Source organism: Brevibacterium sp. S111, assembly GCF_004745075.1.
Taxonomy (GTDB): domain Bacteria; phylum Actinomycetota; class Actinomycetes; order Actinomycetales; family Brevibacteriaceae; genus Brevibacterium.
Genome location: NZ_RHFH01000016.1, coordinates 1 through 19,802 on the forward strand (window position 1 = coordinate 1; position 19,802 = coordinate 19,802).

Sequence of the window (19,802 nt, forward strand, 5' to 3'; positions counted from 1 at the left end):
GGGCCGAGAGGAGACGAATCTTCTCTACGGGACGGGATTCAGCGTCGAGGATGGCAATGGGATCCAGAAGGGCTGGGGCGGCAGAACCCGGTGAGAACCAGCATCGACACGCCCTGCCCATACACACTTTTTGGCCTATAACCCGCGAAACGCGCGAACCCCTTGCGGATGAAGTCGGCGGGCACAGAAAAAGGCACCCTCATTCTGAGAGTGCCTTGATCGTGAGGATCGGGGTCATTCGCCGCGCTGGCGCTTTTCCCACCGGTCTTCGAGTCGGCTCATGAAACCGGCATTGCCCTTCTCGCTGGTCTTCGCTCCGGCGGTCCGGCCCTCCGTCTGCGTCGTGTGGACGTGACCGGGACGGCTGAACGCCCAGTACATGCCCGCGACCATGAGACCGAATCCGACGACGCCGAGGGCGATCCACCAGGTCGAGTCCGACACCAGCGTGATCGCGAGGATCGTCGCTGCGAGTCCGGCCAGAGTGACGAGGATGCCGAGGACGAAGCGCTTAGCGGAGAATCCCGGGCCCGTTGCCGCGGCTTGGGTTTCCGAGATATTGCGTGCAAAACGAGGGTCTTCACTGCGCAGCTGCTTCTCCAGTTGATCCAACAGCTGCTGTTCGTGATCGGAGAGTGGCATCTCGAACCCCCGTTTCCCTACTCAAGTCTTTGACTCAATCATAGTCTCTGAGCACCGAAAAAACATCTCGGGGGCCGCTGATCGCCCGGATTCCCACTGGGTCTTCAGACTATGGTCCAGCTCACCGTCTGTCAGGGCTCCTGCCGCTTGCGCAGAAGTGAGGCCTGAGAGATCGCCTCGGTCCCGAAACGCCGCCTCACCTCGTCCAGGGCCACCTCCGCTTCTCGGCCCGAATGCTCCGGTTCATCCAAGGTGGCCTGCCGTCCCGTGACGGCGAAGTCGATGAGGCCGGCCGCTCGCACCCCGAGCAGTCTGACTCCCTGCGTCCGCTGCTCGCGCAGCTTGCGCATCGCCGGCCGCAGCGCCTCGTACATCTCTCGCGCCAGATCGCTCGGAGCCGAGAGCGTGACCGACCGCGACAGAGTGGTGAAGTCGCCGAGGCGGTATTTCAGCCCCAGGGTCGTCGCGACCTTCCCCTCGGCCCGGACGCGGTAGGCGACCTTGTCAGCCAGTCGCAGCAGCTCATGTTCGAGCACGTCGAGGTCCCAGATGTCCTCACCGAAGGTGTTCTCCGCGCTGATCGAATGCTCTTTGGCCTGCCGGTCGAATCCGCCGGAGTCCTGACCGTGAGCGGCCCGCCACAGCTGATGGCCGTGAGCGCCGAAGACGCGTCCGGCCCACGCCTCGTCGACGGCCGCGAGGTCGCCGATGAGCCGAATACCGTAGCGGGAGAAGCCCTGCTGCGTCTTCTCCCCCACCCCGGGCAGGGCTTCGATGGGCATCGGGTCGAGGAACTCCTGGGTCTTCGCCACCGGAACGAGCAGCTGCCCGTTGGGCTTCGCTCGGGTCGAAGCGAGCTTCGCCACGACCTGGCTGCCGGCGATGCCCACCGAGGCACTCAGGCCCGTGCGCTGCCTGATCTGCTCCCGCAGCCGCGTGGTGATCTCCACGGGCGAGCCGAGGCGGCGCACCGCACCGGAGACGTCGACGTAGGCTTCGTCGACGCTGACCTGTCGGACATCGGGGGTCACCTCGGCGACGAGGTCGAAGACCTGGCGGGAGAAGGAGGAATACAGGCCGTGCGAAGGCGGGATCACCTCGGCGAAGGGGCACAGATTCATCGCCCGGGACATCGGCATCGCCGCGTGAACACCGAACTCTCGGGCCTCATAGCTGGCGGAGACGACGACGCCGCGGCCGCTGCGACCGCCGACGATGACGGGGCGACCGATGAGCTGCGGACGGCTGAGCAGCTCCACGGAGACGAAGAACGAATCCATGTCGAGATGGAGCATCGTGGCACCGACGTCGTCGGTGCCCAGTCGACTGAGGTCACCTCCGGATCGCGCCAGCTGCTTCCGACTCATCGCCTGCCCCTCGCGTCAGTTCCTTTCGGCTCCGCCGAACAGTCCAGGTACTCTTGAATCATGGTATCGCGCACCGCTGTCATGACACTGCCCATCGCCGCCGCTCTTGCCCTTGCGGGCTGCTCCGGAGCCGATGAGGGCACGACCGACTCGACCCCGACGAGCGAACAGACCTCTTCTGCACAGGCGACTCCGTCGGACTCCGAGACGGCATCGGCCGAAGCCTCGGAGGAAGCGACCGGTCAGGATCCCGACACCTCGAACGACGTCAAGGATCTGCCCGACTACGTCAAGCCCTACCCGAAGTCGAAGGTCCTCTCGGCCTCGATCGTCAAGGCGCACAACGACAAGGACACGAAGCAGCCCGAACAGGTCAGCCTCGTCGTCGCTGCGAAGGCCGAGGCCAAGGACATCTTCAAGTTCTACGACGAGGAGCTCGGAAAGGCCGACTTCGAACCGCTCGGCGACGAGGTGAAGACGAAGAGCGCCCGCGTGCAGAATTTCAAGCACAAGGACAACGACAGCGTCCTCGTCGTCACCGTTGCCGACGACTCCGCCGACAAGGCGCAGTCGATCGTCACCGTCGGCGGAAACATCGTTTCATGACCGACGACCAGTCAGTGACGCGGGACGAGACCCCTGAGTCGGGTCTGCCTGCGTCGGCAGCTTCCGGCCCGTCGGCATCCGCTCGTGCCGGACAGCCGGCACCGACTTCATCCCGCCCGTCCCCACTCGTCGCCGCGCTCGATTCGCCGCATAGCATCGCTGCCGCGGTGTCCGCTCAGCTCGAGAGCTTCCTGGCCGAGAAGGCTGCGGAGTTCGAGTCCATCTCCCCCGATGCGGACGCGATCGGCGAATCGCTCATCGCGTTCACCCGCGGCGGCAAACGGATCCGCCCCGTCCTCCTGTGGTGGGGCTTCCAGCTCGCCGGAGGAGTCGTCGGCGACGCTGCTTCGGAAGGCAGCAGTGCCGCGGAAGGCGGCGCCGAGGTGGCCACGGGCTTGGCACAGGCCGCCGGGTCGCTCGAGCTGCTGCATGCGGCGGCGCTCATCCACGATGATCTCATCGACAACTCGGACACCCGTCGCGGCGAGCCCGCACTGCACCGACAGTTCGAGGCCCGCCACAGGAAGTCCGGTCTGCACGGCGACGGTGCCTCGTTCGGCGTCTCCGCGTCGATCGTCATCGGCGATATCTGCCTGGCACTGAGCGAAGAGCTGTTCGAACGTGCGCAGGAGACGTTGGGCAGCACCCGGATGGTCCGGGAGCTGCGCGGAACCGTCCGCCGGGACGTCATGGTCGGTCAGTACCTCGATGTCCTCGCCGAGGTGATCCCCCTCGATGACGCTCGCATCGCCGATCGTGCGTGGGAGGTCCTGAGCTTCAAGTCGGCGAAGTATTCGGTCGAGCAGCCGCTGCTCCTCGGCGCGGCACTGGCCGGGGCCGAAGAGGATCTGCTCGCCGAGATCTCCGATTTCGGCCTGCCTCTCGGTCAGGCGTTCCAGCTGCGCGACGATGTGCTCGGCATCGCCGGTGACCCGCAGGCCACGGGCAAACCCGCCGGTGACGACATCAGGGAGGGCAAGCGGACGGTGCTCATCGCCGAAACCGCGACCCGGATCTCCCCGGCTCAGTTCGAGGTCCTCGCCGCGCGCCTGGGCGATCCAGACCTCTCCGATGCCGACGTCGCCGAATGTGTGGAGATGATCACCGCGTCAGGCGGCCTCGGTGCCGTCGAAGAGTTCATCGCCGCTCAGCACGCGAAGGCCGCAGCGATCGTCGATGCCTGGGCGGCTGCGGGGGAAGCGGACTCGACCGACTCGACCGCCCCGCTTTCTGCGGGGACAGCGGAAGTGTCGGCCGCCTCGGCGAGTATCCGCATCGGTTCTGCCGCGCAGGACCGACTCCGGGAATTCGCGAAGGCGCTGAGCTACCGCACCAGCTGAACTGCCTGAGAACGCGAGGGCATGATCTTGAGAATGCGGGGGTCCGGGCTCTTCAGAAGGCGAGGGCCTGGGCGCGGCGGCGCACTTCCTTGCGGTTGCCCACGCGCAGCAGGTCGATGGGACGACCGGGCAGGGAATCGTCCGGGGTGAAGAGCCACACGATGGCTTCTTCGTCGTCGAATCCGGCGTCGGTCAGGGTGTTCAGAGTGCCCTTGAGCGATTTGACCACCTCACCGTCGATGAAGAAGGCCAGCGGAACCTGCAGCACCTTCGGCTTGCCGATTTTGATTCCGCAGATGGCGCCGTCTTCGAGCAAGCGGCGCACCTGGGAGATGCCGAGTCCGGTGAGTTCTGCGATGTCGGGCAGCGGGGCCCAGTCCTGGACGAGTTCTTCGGTATTCACGTGCCCAAGCGTAGCAATATTCGGCAGAAACACCCCGCCATGCGGAGCCGAATGCTCGGGTCGGCGGCGGCCACTCGTTAGGCTGGGGACCGTAGCTTCCCCATTCAACAGTCAATAGGTGACAGATGACACGACCGCGACGGCATCAGCAGGTGCCCATCACCGCAGCTCCTGACATCCGTGCCGCCTCGAAGGTGAATTCGACCGGGCCGATCCCAGGAGCCGAACGCGTCGACCCCGAAAACGACTCCCCTGCCGAGGCTGCCCCCTCCGCCCAGCCCGCCGACGACGACCCGGCCGCCCCGGCAGATCCCACCGGCGAAGCGGGTACTGCTGCCGACCTGCCTCACCCCACCGGCAACGAAGATTCCGCCTCCGACGAAGAGGCGGGGACCGCCTCGGCGAGTTCCGCGAACTCGAACGCCGATTCGACCACAGCGGATTCGACCGACACGGGCCCGGCCTCAGGGAATCCCGCCCCGACGATGGGTCCGCAATGGATCTCCGGTACGGCCGGTGCGACCGTTCCGGTCACCCACGGCGGACGCACCTACAAATGCAAGCAGGGCGACACCCTCTACGGTGTCGCGAGCAAGCACGGCGTCTCGGTGCCGGCTCTGGCCGAACTCAACCGCATCTCCCCGCGGCAGAACCTCCACCAGGGCCAGGTGCTGTCCCTGCCGGAGAAGAACGATCTGCCCGATGACGATCCTTCGCACGTCGTCGCCCCCGGCGAGACCCTGCAGGGCATCGCCGCACGGCACGGGATCTCCCCGGCGACCCTGCGCCGTGCCAATGCCATGGGCGATGACTCCTACCTCAAGGTCGGCGAACTGCTACTGCTGCGGCCCTCGACGGCTCGTCCGCGCCGCACCGCTCCCGAACCCCCGCAGGACATCCCCCGTGTCGCGGCCAGTGCGCAGGTGCAGGGCATCCGCCCGGCGGTTCTGCGGGCGGCGCGACTGAACAAGTACACCCTGCTGCACCGTCGCCATCCTGCGCCGGCGCAGGCGAGGCTCATCGTCGCCTCGATCGCCGAGGAACTCGGTGCCGATCCTGCGCTCATGCTGGCCGTCGCCGCTCAGGAGTCCGGTTTCCAGCACACGACGGTCTCGGCCGGCAACGCCATCGGCATCATGCAGGTCACACCGCGTTCGGGCCGTTGGGCCAGTGACATCGTCGGGCGCGGACTCGATCTGCTCGACATCGAAGACAACATCGTCGCCGGCACCGTCATCCTCGGCTGGCTCATCGAAACCGCCGAATCCGAGAACGAAGCCTTGGCCGGCTACTACCAGGATCTGCGCTCCGTCCGCGCCGACGGGCTGCTCGCGGAGACGAAGGCCTTCGTGCGCACCGTGCAGATGCAGCGTCAGAGAATGCAGGAGGCTCTGTGACCGCCCGCCGAGATCCCCTCATCGGCACGGTCCTCAACGACCGTTACCGCATCGACGCCAAGGTCGCCCGCGGCGGCATGGCGATGGTCTACCGCGGCACCGATCTGCGCCTCGACCGCGAAATCGCGATCAAGGTCATGCACGAGCACCTCATCTCCGATGAGACGTTCGTCGAACGCTTCCGCCGTGAGGCCATCAACGCCGGTCGGCTCACCCACCCGAACCTCGTGGCCATCCACGATCAGGCCCGCGACGGCGACATCGTCTACCTCGTCATGGAGTATCTGCCCTCGGTGACGCTGCGCCGTGAACTCAAGCACCGCGGCACGTTCACACCCCGGCAGGCCATCGTCGTCCTCGACGCGATCCTCGCCGCCCTCGAGGCTGTGCATTCGACCGGCATCATCCACCGTGATCTCAAACCCGACAATGTGCTGTTGGGCACCGACGGTCAGGTCAAACTCGCCGACTTCGGTCTGGCCCGGGCGGTGACGACGGCGACGACGACGAAGACGCTCATCGGCACCGTCGGCTATGTCGCCCCTGAGCTCGTCACGCGTGCCGGAGCCGACTCCCGCACCGACCTGTACACGGTCGGCATCATGTTCTACGAGATGCTCACCGGCGCTCAGCCTTACACCGACGACGTGCCGATCCAGGTCGCGTACCGTCATGTCCACGACACGGTGCCGCCGCCCTCGGAGGTCGTGCCGCGTCTGAGCCCCCGCTTGGATGCGCTCGTGCTGTGGGCGACGTCGAAGGACCCCGAGGATCGTCCCGCCGATGCCGCTCAGTTCCGTCTGGCTCTGGCCGAGGCGCGAGCGGAGATGAGCGAGGCCGAACTCGATCTCGGCGATCCGGAGGTCGCCGCCGGCGAACACTCCCCCGTGCTCACCGCCAGCATCGACCTCGGCGAGGAGGTCCCGAAGGAGAAGCGCTCCCGCACCGACGAGATCCCGTATCTCGAGGGTGAGGATGAGGACGAGAACGACACCGGCGCCGAGGCGGCCGGGGTCGGAATCGCGTCTGCGGCAGCCGGCATCGGCGGCGTCACCGCCGCAGTCGCGTCCGGCTCCGGGGACGAAACGCACGCAGACGAGGCCTCCGAAGACGAGACGCACGAAGACGAACAGTCCCGAGCAGACGACGATCGGTCGCCTGCCGCAGCGCCTGCTGCAGGCAGTGCTGCGACAGGCGCCTCCGGCGGTGCTGCGAGCGGTGCCGCAGTCGCAGCATCCGCGGGAACCGCCGCGACCGCGGCGTCCCCCGGCCGTCGCCGCCGTCGTCGCGTGCTCACCGCGCTCGTCGCCGTCGTCGCGGTGCTCGCGCTCGTGGCATGGCTGGTCATCGCGAACCTTCCGGAACCGACGTCGATCGTGCCCGGTCAGCTGGCTGGCAAGCAGGTGGACGAAGTCACCTCGCAGTTGGAGGACAACGATCTCAAGGCCGAGCCGAAGGAAGTCTTCGACGACACCGTGCCCGCCGGGGTCGTCATCGGCACCGAGCCCGTCAGCGGCTCCGAGCTCGCACCGGACTCGTCCGTCACGGTCGTTGTGTCCAAGGGCGAGGAGATGTTCGCCGTTCCCAAGCTGGAGGGCCTGAGCCGCTCCGACGCCGAGGCGGCGCTGAAGAAGGCGAAGCTCACGGTCGGCAAGGTCGAGGAGAAGTACAGCGACACGGTCGCGAAGGATGCCGTCATCTCTGCGTCGCAGAAGCCCGGGAAGAAGCTGTCGAAGGGCGAGAAGATCGATCTGGTCATCTCCAAGGGCGTTGCTCCGATCCCGGTGCCCAATGTCGAGGGACTGACCTTCGACGCCGCCTATGCCACCTTGGCCAAGCGCGGCTTCCGTGTCGGCAAGGACGAAGTGTTCTCCGATGACGTGCCCAAGGGCAAGGTCGTGTCGCAGTTCCCGAAGAGCACCGAGTCGAAGCCTGCGAACACGCTCATCATCGTCCGTGTCTCCAAGGGCAAGGAGAAGAAGGAAGAGTCCAAGGACGACAAAAAGGACGAGAAGAAGGACGAGAAGTCCAAAGACGACAAGAAGGACAGCTCGAAGGACAAGTAGAGCCGGCGCGACGAGTCTGATCGGGCAGCCTCTGTCGGACTCGCTCGGATCGAACCGTGCAGCTCTGGTCTCGGCATCGGGCTCCCGATCACCTCAGCAGAATGCCGGTGGCCCCGCAGATGATCTGCGGGGCCACCGGCATTGTCACTCTTCGACCGGAACGGATCGATCAGTGTCTGCGAGTGAGGTATTCGGCGACCTGGAAGGCCATCTCGAGCGACTGATCGTGATTGAGCCGCGGATCGACGAGGGTTTCGTAGCGGCGGCGAAGACCTTCGTCATCGATCTCGGTGGCGCCGCCCATGATCTCGGTGACGTCGTCGCCTGTGAGCTCGATGTGCAGTCCGCCGGGGATCGTGCCCGCATCGCGGTGCGCATTGAAGAAGCCTTCGACCTCGGCCATGACGTCCTCGAAGCGACGAGTCTTGTACCCCGTGTTCGAGGTGATGGTGTTCCCGTGCATCGGATCGCACACCCAGGTCACGTGCGGCAGCTGGTCACCGATTCCGGCGAGCAGCGCGGGCAGTGATTCGCCGATCTGACCGGCACCCATGCGAGTGACGAAGGTCAGACGACCGGGCTCGGCATCCGGGTCGAGCTTCTCGGCCAGGGCCAGAGCATCATCGGCCGTGGCCGTGGGGCCGAGCTTGACGCCGATGGGGTTGCGGACCTTGGACAGGAAGTCGACGTGTGCGCCGTCGACCTCACGAGTGCGTTCGCCGATCCACAGGAAGTGCCCGGATACGTCGTAGGCTTCGCCCGTCCGGGAGTCGATGCGAGTCAGCGCGCGTTCGTATTCGAGGAGGAGCGCCTCGTGGGCGGCATAGAACTCGGTGGTCTTGAGCGCGTCGAAGTCGGCTCCGCAGGCATCCATGAAGCGAATGGCGCGGTCGATCTCGGCGGCCGTCTGCTCGTAGCGCTGGTAGCCGGGATTCGAGGCGAGGAATCCCCGATTCCAATCGTGGACGAACCGCAGGTCGGCGAATCCGCCCTGCGTGAAGGCGCGAATGAGGTTCAGCGTCGACGCGGACACGTGGTAGGCCTTGAGCAGTCGTTCCGGGTCGTGGCGTCGGGATTCTTCGGTGAATTCGTAGCCGTTGACGATGTCGCCGCGGAACGACGGCAGGGTCACTCCATCTCGGGTCTCCATATCCGCTGAGCGGGGCTTCGCGAACTGGCCGGCCATGCGTCCGATCTTCACCACGGGCATCGATCCGCCATAGGTGAGCACGGCTGCCATCTGCAGCACAGTCTGGACCCGGGCTCGGATCTTGTCCGCTTGGGCTCCGTCGAAGGATTCGGCGCAGTCGCCGCCGGCGAGGACGAAAGCCTCCCCACGCGAAGCCGCGGCGATACGCTGCTTGAGCACATCGGCTTCTCCGGCGAAGACGAGCGGAGGAGAGGTGCGCAGGTCTGTGAGCACCTCGTCGAGCGCGGCACTGTCGAGATAGGTCGGCTGCTGCTTCGGATCCATTTCGCGCCAGTCATCGAGACCGCGCAGATTGTCATTGCCGGCAGCGGCGATTTCTCTGTTGGACAGGACCGGATCGGTGTGGAGGCTCAATGTTTCACTTTCATGGGTTTTCGGAGCCGGTTTCGAAGTCCTCGGCCGAAACGTTGTCGAGGAAGTCTCTGAACTGTGCGACTTCCTCTTCATCGGCTTCGGGGGCTTCGATTCCGGATTCTTCAAGCAATTGGGATTCGACGTAGACGGGGCAATCGGCGGTCAACGCCAGTGTCACCGCGTCCGAGGGACGTGCGGAGATCGACTTCCCGTCATTCGTGTGCAGTTCCGCCAGGAAGATCTGACCGTCTTTGCCGGTGATCGTGACGTCTGTCAGCTCTGCCTCGTACTTGGTGAGCACGTCGAGCAGCAGAGCATGCGCCATCGGACGCGGCGGAGTCAGACCCCGTTGCGCGATCGACAGAGCATTGGCCTCGATCGCACCGACCCAGATCGGCAGATAGTACGCGGGCTCGCTGGCTTTGAGCAGGAGGATCGGTTGATTGGCGGGCATTTCGATGCGGACGCCGACAACCTCGACTTCAACTTTTGACATTATCCCCCGGTCAGGAGCGCGGACGCTGCTGGAAGATCATTCGGAACTTACCGATCTGCACATCGGCTCCGTTCTGCAGTTCGATGGAGTCGATGAGTTGCCGGCCCACATACGTACCGTTGAGCGAACCGGTGTCCCGCAGTGTGAAGCCGCTGGGAGTCCGGATGAACTCGGCATGCTTACGCGAGACGGTGACGTCATCGAGGAAGATGTCCGCGTTCGGACTGCGTCCCACGGTCACCACATCGGTGTCGAGCAGAATCTGTGAGCCCGAGTCCGGTCCCGACACGACGACGAGGAGAGCATCGGCGTCCTGCAGACCTTCGAGGTCGGGCACCGGCTGGATCTCACCGGTATGCGGATCGAGGATGCCCTGGAACTGCTGGCTGCCCGAATCGCTCATCTGGTCGCGTTGTCCTCCGGCCGGAGCCCCCTGAGGCTGGCCAGACTGCGGTTGGCCCGATTGGGGTTGGCCGGACTGCGGCTGGCCGTAATTGCCAGGTTGGGGCTGGTTGCCCGGTTGGGGCTGGTTGCCCTGCGGCTGGCTGGGATCGTACTGACCGGCGCCGTTGTAACCGTATTGCTGCTGGCCCTGGCTCCCCTGGGGCTGGCTACCCTGCGGCTGGCCGGACTGCGGCTGTCCATAGCCCTGCTGAGGATACTGGTTCTGCGGCGGCTGATACTGCGGCTGTCCCTGACTGCCCTGGCCGTTGTTCGCATAGGGCTGGTTGGCCGGCTGGGAGGCCCCGAAGTTCTGGGCGTTGCCATAGTTCTGGCCACCCTGCGGGGTGCCGCCGAAGTTCTGACCGCTTTGTGGAGTGCCGCCGTACTGCTGTTGTCCGTTGCTGTACTGCTGGCTGGCCTGTGGAGTGCCCCCGTACTGCTGACCACCTTGTGGGGTGCCGGCGTACTGCTGACCATTGCCGGCCTGCTGGCCGTTGCCGTACTGCGGTGCCTGCGGGGCGCCGTCGGCAGGCTGCTGCCCGAAGGGAGGGGTGTTCGGCTGACCGTTCGGGTCGACCTGCTGATTCACGCGGGTCGCCGAGTCGTCGCCGCTGCCGGCGCCGAACGGAAACTTCTTCGACTGCGGCACCTGACCGTTGTCGTACCAGGGCTGCGAGGGGGTCGGACGATTCTGATCGTTATTCTGCGACATTATGCCTCCTCGCTCTGAATGAGCTCTTTGTATTGCTCGCTGTCCATCAGCGATTCGACCTGCTCAGGTTCGCTGAGTTCGACAAGGTACATCCACCCGTCTTCGAAGGGCGATGAATTGACGATCTCCGGTGAGTCGTCGAGCGACTCGTTGACCTCGGTGACGGTCCCGGAAACTGGGGAGATGAGGTCTGAGACGCTCTTCGTGCTTTCGACTTCGCCGCAGGACTCACCAGCAGCGATCGAATCACCGACGGCAGGCAGATCGACATAGACGACATCGCCCAGCTGCTCCTGTGCGAAATCAGTGATACCCACACGGACAACCGCATTGTCCTCCGTAGTCGCAATCCACTCATGGTCGCGCGAGTACCGCAAAGACACTGGATAATCCAGATCTGCCATGTCGACTCCTCTAGTTTGTCGGTGTACCAAGCATAGCCGCCTGGTCCACTTTCATAACAATCACGAAACGGAAATGTTACCGAGTCACCGAAACTGGCGACGCCAGCCCCTGGTTCTTCGGTATCCACCTGGGATGATACCTGCTTTTCGAAGGTCACGGAACGTGGTTTTGGCAGTTGGCCCCTGATCGGTATAAGCTGGTTCTCGTTGCCCACGAGGGAGTACGGTAACGGGCTATGGCGCAGCTTGGTAGCGCGCTTCACTGGGGGTGAAGAGGTCGTGGGTTCAAATCCCGCTAGCCCGACGCTCGAATGTGTCGCGGCATCGTTCACTCGATGACGCGGCACATTTTTTCTTTTCCCGCCCGTCTCCTGGCTTTCTGCGGCATCCAATCTGTCGCAAAGCAGCTTTATTCGACTCCGCGCTTCTCACCCACCACTTTTCGTACACCTCATCAGTTTCGAACCCGATGGGATGTACGAAATGTGACAGACGGGCGCACCAAACCTGGTCGGCACGGCAGGCGGGCGCAGCCAACCGGTCGATCCTGCCGCGAATCGTGTGGCCTGTGCGGTCGAGGTCGAAGCTCAGTTTCGGCCGGCCCCGGGTACGTCGAGCCTGCGGGCGAAGACGACGGTGAGCACGCCGACGAGGACGAGCAGCCCGAGGCCCCAGCGCAGTCCTGCCTCGGTGGCGATGACGCCGACCAGCGGACTCGTGCCGAGGTAGCCGACACGCATCAGCCAGTTCACCAACGTCACTCCCCCGGCCCGTCCTACACCGGGCAACCGTGCAGCCGCCCCGAGGGCGCCGGGCACGAGCGTCGCCGAACCGTAGCCGAGCAGTACCATCCCGATGAGCAGCATGACCGGCTCCTGCGCGAACACTGCGCCGATCCCGCCGATGCCGATGAGTCCGCCGCCGATCCGGGCAATCCGTCCGGCACCGAACCGCGTCACCAGGACGTCCCCGCTGAACCGGCCGAGGCACTGGCTGCCGATGACGATGCTGAAGGCGATACCCGCCGAGGCGGCCGGAACGTTCGCGAACTCGACGGCGGCCAGTCCCGCCCAGTTGTTCGCGATGTCTTCCACCGCGGCCCCGCAGATCGCGACGATCGCCAACGGCAATGCTGCGAGAAGGACCGCGCGCTTCGATCGGCCGGCCCGTGACGACGCCTCCGACCACGATTCCTCCGACGACCCGTCCGACTCCTTTCCCCTGCCGGCTTCGCCCCTGGCAGCATCTCGCGCACCGGAGTCTTCCCGCGAATCATCGCCCACGGGTCCGTCGGCATCCGAATCGATCACTCGCCGAGGCGACGCGGCGTCGCGGATGAGCCGGCGTCCGATCATTGTGAGGACCACCGCGATGAGGGCGACGACCGCCAACCACGCCCGCATGTCCGCGCCCGAGCTCGCCGCGGCCGTGGCGGCGGCGCCGCTGAGCAGTCCGCCGAGGCTCCACAGCGCGTGCATCGAGGACAGGATCGTGCGTTCGAGCTTCTCCTGCACAGCGATGCCGACGACGTTCTGGGCAACATCGACGATCGCGTCACAGCAGCCCAGCAGCAACAGGCACAGTGCCATCATCACGCCGTTGACCGACCACGCGGTCGCGGCAGCGGCCGCACCGAGGAACACCGTCCCGCCGATCACGACCCGGTGAGCTCCGAAGCGGGCGATGAGCGCGGCCGGCAGCGCTGAGGACAGCAGCGAGCCCACCGCGAAGCAGGCGACGACGAGTCCGAACTGCCAGGAGCTCAGTCCCAGCCGTTCGACGAGGAGCGGATACCAGGTCAGAAGCCCGGCGAAGACGGCCCCGTTCCCAGCGAAGTAGAGGCCGACGCCGGCGGCTGCCCGCGGACCGGGTCCGTGCCCGCCGCCTACCGGCACACCGGACCCGCCAATCGACGCACCTGCCTCACCTCGCCGAGGCTCATGAGCCGGAGGAGACCTTCGCCCCGCGCAGGTCGCGTCCGGCCTGCCCGAGGATGAGCAGTCCGAGGAGCACGCCCAGCAGAGGCAGCCAGATGCCGTCCGTCATGAAGATGAGCACCATCGAAGCGAGGATCGGCACGAGGCGGCGCAGCGACCACCAGACGTAGCCGCCGAAGCTCGGCATGGCCACATTCGCAGAGTCGGCCACGGACTTGACCATGAAGTTCGGTCCATTGCCGATGTAGGTCACGGCTCCGCCCATGACTGCGCCGAGGGAGACCGCGATGAGCAGGGTCTCGGCGACGCCGGCGACCTGCGGTTCGCCGGGAACCTGAGAGGCCATCTCGAAGAAGGTGACATAGGTCGGCGCATTGTCGAGCACCGAGGACAGCCCGCCGGTGAAGACGAACAGCGAGATCTCGTTGAGCGGTATCTTGTGCGCGACCTGGCTGAGGTACTGCAGCGCCGGCATCATCGTGAGGAAGATGCCGATGAAGAGGGCACCGACTTCGAGGATCGGCGTCCAGGTGAACTTGTTGAGGTTGAATCTTGCGCCCCGGTCGCCGACGAGGAACGACGTGACCGCCGAGCCGAGCATGACGAGCTCGCGCCAGGGCACATAGTCGGCGAACGTCGCGTGCCCGGTTTCGACCGCGTGCATGTCGACCGAGGGGATGAAGGCGACGGCGAGGATGATGATCGCCAGGAAGATCAGACCGCTGGCCCCGCGCAGACCGAGTTTGGTCACGTACTCGGCGTCCTTCGCCAGAGCCTCCTCCGGCTCTCGCGCATACATCTTCGTGTCGAGGGCGAAGTAGCTGATGAGCAGCAAGACGTTGACGAACAGCCAGTACGGCCACAGTCCGAAGGTCCATTCGAACGGCACACCGCGCAGCATGCCGAGGAACAGCGGCGGATCGCCCAGCGGCGTGAGCAGACCGCCGCAGTTCGCGACGATGAAGATCGTATAGATGACCGTGTGGGTCCGGTGTCTGCGGTCCTGGTTCGTGTTGAGGATCGGTCGGATGAGCAGCATCGCCGCACCCGTGGTGCCGATGAAGGAGGCGAGCACACCACCGACGGCGAGGAAGATCGTGTTGTTCCTCGGCGTCGCTTTGATGTCGCCGACGAGGAAGATTCCGCCCGAAGCGACGAACAGACTGCCGATGAGCACGATGAACTGGAAATATTCGAGGAGCGCATCGATGACGGTGGTCGCCTCTCCGCCGATGAGGAACCAGACCGCGATCGGCACGCCGAGGACGAGCGCGACGATGAGTTTGACGAGGTTGCGATCCCAGATCTTCTCAGTAGCCGGGATCAAGGGGAGCACCGCGATGCACCCGAGCAGCAGAACGAACGGAATGATGCTCCACCAGGCCACGACCATCCGCGGACCCTCCTTCTCTTACTGTCGACGAGCGCTCTCGTCCTGTCGACGCTGACAGAGCACCACTCTACTGAACCACGAGACAGGTTCCATCCTCGACTTGCCAGGTGGACGGAAACCTCCCGAGGCCGCTCACCACGGCGATTGCCGGACACGCGCACCTCGCCGAGGCGGCCCACCGTAACCGGGTAAGTACACGACAGCTTCACCGAGGCAGCCCACTCTGACCGTGTCAGTCCGACACATCACCGAGGGGGCCCACTGTGACAGCGTCAGTGCACTACTCCGCGCTGAGGGTGCCCACTCTGACTGCGTCAGACCGACACGTCACTGAGGGTGCCCACACGCCGGTGCGCAACCCGGCACGGGGGCTCAGGCGCCGGTGGGTTCGGTATTCGACGGGTTCGGCCCCGCGTCCGAGCGGGTTCCGGCGGCCGCCTCGGTGGGTTCGGTCGGCTTCTTCAGTCCGATGACCAGACCAATGATGGCCAGGGCGAAGCACACGGCGAGCCCGACGGTGAGGCCGGGAGCTGCCTGATATCCGGCGGCAAGCGCTTTGAAGCCGATGAGTCCGACCGTCGAGTAGATCGTCGCCCACATCGCTCCGCCGACGGCGAGCGCCGGAAGGTACCGCCGGTAGCTCATTCCCGTCGTCCCCGCTGCGAGGTTGAGCACGGTCTGCACACCGATCATGAGGAAGCTCACCGCGATCACCGGAGCGCCGAAGCGTTCGATCATGCCTTCGGCCTTCCGGTACTTCGATCCGGACATGATCTTGTCGACGCGTTCGATCTTGCGGATTCCGGTGCGTGCCAGACGCCCGAGCAGGAAGGTGCCGCCGGCACGGCAGATGATGATGCCGAACATGATCAGCCAGGTGACGGCGATCGGGAATGACCAGTCGAGGGGGTTCATCGGTGGGCGCGTTCCTCCTGCTCGGCATCGACGATTCGGCTCCACCCATCATACCCCTGTTAAGTTAGGTTCCCCTCACCAGACGATCGGTGGAGACCGATCTCACGCGTCGAGGCCGCTGGACCGACAAGCCCCAGACCGCTCAGTGCCCGCTCACCCAGCACCGGACCGCCGGGCAGACAGTCGACCACGGTTCAGACGAGCACGCCTTCGAGGTAGACGGCATTGACCCGGCTCTCGATCCCGCGGACATCGTCCGTGCGCAGATCCCCCTCCACGACGACGAGATCGGCCAGCCCGCCTTCGCCGAGGTGACCCACCCGATCATCGTCGAGCACACGAGCCGCCACCGAGGTCCCGGCGCAGAGGGCTTCGACGGTCGAGAGTCCCACCTCGGCGAGCAGGCTGATCTCTTCGAGGTTCTGCCCGTGTGGGCCGACTCCGGCGTCGGTGCCCAGCGCGATCGGCGCCCCGGCCTCATGGGCGCGGGCGATCGAGTTCTGGTGCGTTTCGACGACACGGTGGGCTTTGTCGACGACGGTGGTGGGCAGGCTCGCCCCCGCCTCGGCGGCCTTGATCACTGCCTGCGGGGCCTGCAGGGTCGGGACGAGGTAGGTGCCGTGTTCGAGCATGAGGTCGATGGCTTCGTCGTCGAGGTAGATTCCGTGTTCGATCGATCGGACACCCGCACGCACGGCGGACTTGATTCCCGGCGCGCCCTGGGCATGGGACATGACATGGGCGCCTTGGGCGGCCGCCTCGGCGACGATGACTGCGATCTCGGCTTCGGTGAACTGAGAGTGGCGAGGATCGTCCCGCGGCGAGAGCACCCCACCGGTGGAACAGATCTTGATGTGGTCGGCACCTGCCCGCAGCAGTTCGCGCGTCTTCTTCTGCACGCCTTCGAGCCCGTCGGCGACGCCGGAGGGTCGGCCGGGGTGGGGGCCGAGAAACGGCGATTCGGTTCCGGAGACGAGGTGGAAGTCTCCGTGGCCGCCGGTCTGGGACATGATGTTGACCGCGATCGTCAGCCGCGGCCCACGCACCACGCCTGTCTCCACGGCGACTTTCGCCCCGAGGTCGGTGCCGCCGGCGTCGCGGACCGTGGTCACCCCGCCCTTGAGCGTGGACTCCATATGGGCGACGGAGTTGTAGAACTGCAGCGAGAACGGATCGTGGAAGTTCGAGGACGAGGCCGCCCCCGAGCTCGTCAAGTGGACGTGGCAGTCGATGATTCCCGGGATGATCGTCTGGCCCGTGCAGTCGACGAAGTCATCTGAGGCGTTGTGCGATCCCTGGCCGCCCTCCGTCACCGAGGCGACCCGCCCTCCGTCGAGGACGACGTCCCGGGTGCCGGGCAGGAATCGGGTGCCGTCGAAGACCGTGGCGTGGGACAGAACTGTGACCATGGGCGTGCTCCTCATCATTGAAAACCAACTGGTCGGCCGTGTGCAGCCGATCCTTCACATCTATCACGGACTCCCCCGCCCGTACACAGTGAAGCAGTGAGGCCGTGAAGCTGTGAGGTAGCGAGACCGTGAAGCAGTAAGGCCGTGGGGCGGTGAGGCAGCCAGGAAGCGAGGCAGTGAGACTGTGAGACTGTGAGGCCGTGAGTGATGTTGGCGGTCAGACTCGCACGCGACTGTCTGACACGTCGGGACCACGCTCCGGGCCCGACGTGTAGGGTCAGTCCGTCTTGAGTCGTCGGACGAGGACGTCGGAGCCCCCATTCCGACCGACCGAGACGAAGCCCCGGTCGGTGTAGAGCTTCGCTGCGCCGTTGCCGTCTTCGACGGCGAGGCTCACTGCGGGGTATCCGCTCATCCGCACGAGCGCACACACGGTGTCGACGAGGGCGCCGCCGATCCCCTGCCCTTGGTATTCGGGGAGGACTGCGACGGAGAGCTCGGGGATGTCAGCGGCGACCCAGCCGTACCCGGTGAAGGGCGCAGCATCGTCGGCCGGTGTCAGATCGGCGGACGCCGTCTCGGCACCTTCCCCCTCTGCTTCCGCGGCGGCGGTGTCAGCGGTCTCGTCCTCCACGCTTCCACCGTCAGCCTCGCCCGCACCGTCAGCCTCACCCGCACCGTCGGCAGCCCCTGTGCCCTCAGCCTCACCCGCACCGGCCGTACTCTCAGCTTCTCCCGCTGCGTCGGTCACGATCTCGCTGGGGACCACCTCGGCGCCGGATTTCCCCAGAGCCGCCGCGAAGTCCCCGCCCACACGTTCGTCGACCTTGCCGACGACGTCGGCGATATCGGCCAAGCGCACCCAAGCGAGCCCGACGATCGGCGAGTCGGTGTCCGCCTCGGCGTGGGCGGCCACGGCGATGTCACCGTCGCGTCCCCAATCGCGGTAGTAGAAGACGGCGTCGCTGCGGTAGCGGAGCTCGTCGATCTCGATGCGCGGCTGGTCCATGGACCAGTTGAAGCACAGGTCGAGGAAGGGCAGGAAGATTTCGTCGTCGGCCCCAGCCGGCAGCGGACGGATCCGTCCGCGCAGCCAGGAGGACCCAGCCTCGGCGGGGGTGGTCTGCGGGTCCTGAGCTTCGTTCTTCCCAGCGGTCATGAGATTCCTTTCTCAACGGCGCGATCGATCCACGCCCGGTTGCGGACTCGCCAACCCAAGGTCACGGCGCGCAGGCCGACGAATCCGATGCAGAATGCGGCCCAGAGTCCCGGCGCGCCCGGCCACAGTGCGACGATCGGAACGAGCAGGATCGCATACCCGACCACAGCGACCAATTGTGCCAGAGCGAGGTAGCGCGCGTCCTCGGCTCCCATGAGAACGCCGTCGAGGACGAAGACGTACCCGGCGATCGGCATGCTCACCGCCAGCACCGGCAGCAGTGCGGTCAGTTCGGTGACCACCTCGGCGTCAGAGGCGAAGGCCCGCGGGATGATGCCGGAGCCGGCGAACAGGATGACGCCGACGACGAGGCCGAAGACGATTCCCCACAGGCACAGTCGCCGGTTGATCGCGGCGACTGCCTCGGCGTTCCTCGCCCCCAGCTCGAGCCCGATCATCGCCTGGCCTGCGATGGCAAGCGAATCGAGGGCGAGAGCGAGAGCGAAGAAGATGCTCTGGGCGACCTGGATCGCGGCGAGTTCCGTGGTGCCCATCGATGTGGCGATGAACACGAGGATGATGAGTGCGGCACGCAGCGAGATGTTGCGGACGAGCAGCCAGCCGGAGGTCTTCGCCGAGGTGAACACGCCCGACCAGTCGGGGCGGACGGTGGCGTGGAGACGCTTGGCCGCACGCACGGAGATGACGATGTAGACGGTGCACATCCCGGCCTGCGCGATGACTGTGCCCATCGCAGAACCCGCCACACCCATATCGAGCCCGTAGATGAACAGCGCGTTGAGGCCGATGTTCGCCACACATCCGACGGCCGCGACGATCAGCGGGGTCTTCGTGTCCTGCAGCCCGCGCAGGAGTCCGGTGGCGGCGATGACGGTGAGCATGAACGGCAGACCCCACCAGGAGATCGCCAGGTAGGAATGCGCCCCCGAGGTGATCGCCGGCCCCGGATCGAAAGCTGCGATCGCGGTGTCCAACAGGGGCAGTCCGATGATGATGAGCAGCACCGAAGTGCACAGGGCGAGCCAGATTCCGTCGAAGCCGGCCGTGATCGCTCCCGCCCGGTCCCCCGATCCCATCCGTTTGGCGACGCGCGGGGTCGTGGCATAGGCGAGGAAGATCATCAGACCGAGGACCGTCTGCAGAATCGTCGAGGCAATCGCCAGTGATCCCAAAGCACCCGCGCCGAGGTGGCCGACCATAGCCGTGTCCGTGAGCAGAAAAATCGGTTCGGCGATCAGGGCTCCGAGTGCGGGGAGGGCCAAACGGAGAATGTTCTTGTCGATCGCTGCCACAGGTCGATTCTAACGAATCGCCCTCGCCGAGAGCCCAAGTGAGCAGTGGAGTGACCGCTGTGTCGGGAATGCAGGTCGGGTGGACGCAGGGTCGGGGACACTGACCGGGCAGCCGTCGGACCGAGCGCAGAGCCTGCTCGGAATCTCGTGTCAGTGGCGAACGATACTGTGGGATGACAAACAACGGAGAGATGAATGGATTTGCAGTCAAGCTATTTGGACGGACTGTTTGTGA

General features: G+C 65.6%; 17 protein-coding genes and 1 tRNA gene. 5 read left to right on the plus strand and 13 right to left on the minus strand.

From position 1 onward, the window contains the following. Positions 1 to 234: 234 nt before the first annotated feature. The gene (locus EB836_RS15475) at positions 235 to 642 is read right to left on the minus strand and encodes a DUF3040 domain-containing protein (RefSeq protein WP_135541982.1); all 408 of its coding nucleotides are present in this window, start codon (positions 640 to 642) and stop codon (positions 235 to 237) included. Positions 643 to 773: 131 nt separating this feature from the next. After that, complete coding sequence (gene dinB / locus EB836_RS15480; RefSeq protein ID WP_135541984.1) at positions 774 to 2,009, minus strand: DNA polymerase IV; 1,236 nt, start codon at positions 2,007 to 2,009, stop codon at positions 774 to 776. Positions 2,010 to 2,069: 60 nt separating this feature from the next. Between dinB and EB836_RS15485 the strand changes: the two genes are divergently transcribed. Both EB836_RS15485 and EB836_RS15490 read left to right on the plus strand, forming a co-directional pair. Next, on the plus strand, positions 2,070 to 2,615 hold the full coding sequence (locus EB836_RS15485; protein ID WP_240690046.1) for a hypothetical protein: 546 nt from the start codon (positions 2,070 to 2,072) through the stop codon (positions 2,613 to 2,615). Then, on the plus strand, positions 2,612 to 3,955 hold the full coding sequence (locus EB836_RS15490) for a polyprenyl synthetase family protein (RefSeq protein ID WP_135541986.1): 1,344 nt from the start codon (positions 2,612 to 2,614) through the stop codon (positions 3,953 to 3,955). The genes EB836_RS15485 and EB836_RS15490 overlap by 4 nt, the downstream gene beginning before the upstream one ends. Positions 3,956 to 4,007: 52 nt before the next feature. Here EB836_RS15490 and EB836_RS15495 read toward each other — a convergent pair whose 3' ends face one another. Then, a complete protein-coding gene (locus EB836_RS15495; protein ID WP_135541988.1) occupies positions 4,008 to 4,358 on the minus strand; it encodes an Rv2175c family DNA-binding protein in 351 nt (116 codons plus the stop codon). Between the two features lie 125 nt (positions 4,359 to 4,483). On the opposite strand from EB836_RS15495, the gene EB836_RS15500 reads away from it, so the two are divergent. Both EB836_RS15500 and EB836_RS15505 read left to right on the plus strand, forming a co-directional pair. Beyond that, positions 4,484 to 5,755 (plus strand): LysM peptidoglycan-binding domain-containing protein, encoded by a 1,272-nt coding sequence (locus EB836_RS15500; RefSeq protein ID WP_240690048.1) that lies wholly within the window; start codon positions 4,484 to 4,486, stop codon positions 5,753 to 5,755. Next, on the plus strand, positions 5,752 to 7,821 hold the full coding sequence (locus EB836_RS15505; protein ID WP_135541990.1) for a PASTA domain-containing protein: 2,070 nt from the start codon (positions 5,752 to 5,754) through the stop codon (positions 7,819 to 7,821). The genes EB836_RS15500 and EB836_RS15505 overlap by 4 nt, the downstream gene beginning before the upstream one ends. Positions 7,822 to 7,990: 169 nt before the next feature. On the opposite strand, the gene EB836_RS15510 is transcribed toward EB836_RS15505, so the two are convergent. The 4 genes from EB836_RS15510 to gcvH all read right to left on the minus strand — a co-directional run bounded on the left by EB836_RS15510 (position 7,991) and on the right by gcvH (position 11,441). Continuing rightward, a complete protein-coding gene (locus tag EB836_RS15510; RefSeq protein ID WP_135541992.1) occupies positions 7,991 to 9,385 on the minus strand; it encodes a 3-deoxy-7-phosphoheptulonate synthase class II in 1,395 nt (464 codons plus the stop codon). Positions 9,386 to 9,395: 10 nt separating this feature from the next. Beyond that, positions 9,396 to 9,881, minus strand: a complete 486-nt coding sequence (locus tag EB836_RS15515) for a bifunctional nuclease family protein (RefSeq protein WP_135541994.1) — start codon at positions 9,879 to 9,881, stop codon at positions 9,396 to 9,398. A gap of 10 nt (positions 9,882 to 9,891) precedes the next feature. Then, the gene (locus EB836_RS18530) at positions 9,892 to 10,284 is read right to left on the minus strand and encodes an FHA domain-containing protein (protein ID WP_240690058.1); all 393 of its coding nucleotides are present in this window, start codon (positions 10,282 to 10,284) and stop codon (positions 9,892 to 9,894) included. Between the two features lie 752 nt (positions 10,285 to 11,036). Continuing rightward, positions 11,037 to 11,441: a glycine cleavage system protein GcvH gene (gene gcvH, locus EB836_RS15525; protein ID WP_135541998.1), complete on the minus strand. Its 405-nt coding sequence runs from the start codon at positions 11,439 to 11,441 to the stop codon at positions 11,037 to 11,039. A 230-nt stretch (positions 11,442 to 11,671) separates the two neighbouring features. Here gcvH and EB836_RS15530 point away from each other — a divergent pair. Beyond that, a tRNA-Pro gene (locus EB836_RS15530) sits at positions 11,672 to 11,745 on the plus strand. Positions 11,746 to 12,028: 283 nt separating this feature from the next. On the opposite strand, the gene EB836_RS15535 is transcribed toward EB836_RS15530, so the two are convergent. From EB836_RS15535 to EB836_RS15560, 6 genes are all read right to left on the minus strand, one after another. Then, positions 12,029 to 13,336, minus strand: coding sequence for an MFS transporter (locus EB836_RS15535; protein ID WP_135542000.1), 1,308 nt, complete (start codon positions 13,334 to 13,336; stop codon positions 12,029 to 12,031). 43 nt (positions 13,337 to 13,379) lie between these two features. Beyond that, positions 13,380 to 14,771 carry a sodium:proton antiporter gene (locus tag EB836_RS15540; protein ID WP_135542002.1) on the minus strand — a complete coding sequence of 464 codons (1,392 nt, stop codon included), beginning with the start codon at positions 14,769 to 14,771 and terminating at the stop codon, positions 13,380 to 13,382. A gap of 372 nt (positions 14,772 to 15,143) precedes the next feature. Continuing rightward, positions 15,144 to 15,686, minus strand: a complete 543-nt coding sequence (locus EB836_RS15545; RefSeq protein WP_135542004.1) for a VTT domain-containing protein — start codon at positions 15,684 to 15,686, stop codon at positions 15,144 to 15,146. 194 nt (positions 15,687 to 15,880) lie between these two features. Then, positions 15,881 to 17,095, minus strand: coding sequence for an amidohydrolase family protein (locus tag EB836_RS15550; protein ID WP_135542006.1), 1,215 nt, complete (start codon positions 17,093 to 17,095; stop codon positions 15,881 to 15,883). 277 nt (positions 17,096 to 17,372) lie between these two features. Beyond that, the gene (locus tag EB836_RS15555; RefSeq protein WP_240690049.1) at positions 17,373 to 18,254 is read right to left on the minus strand and encodes a GNAT family N-acetyltransferase; all 882 of its coding nucleotides are present in this window, start codon (positions 18,252 to 18,254) and stop codon (positions 17,373 to 17,375) included. Further along, complete coding sequence (locus EB836_RS15560) at positions 18,251 to 19,567, minus strand: MATE family efflux transporter (protein WP_135542007.1); 1,317 nt, start codon at positions 19,565 to 19,567, stop codon at positions 18,251 to 18,253. The genes EB836_RS15555 and EB836_RS15560 overlap by 4 nt, the downstream gene beginning before the upstream one ends. Between the last annotated feature and the right edge of the window lie 235 nt (positions 19,568 to 19,802).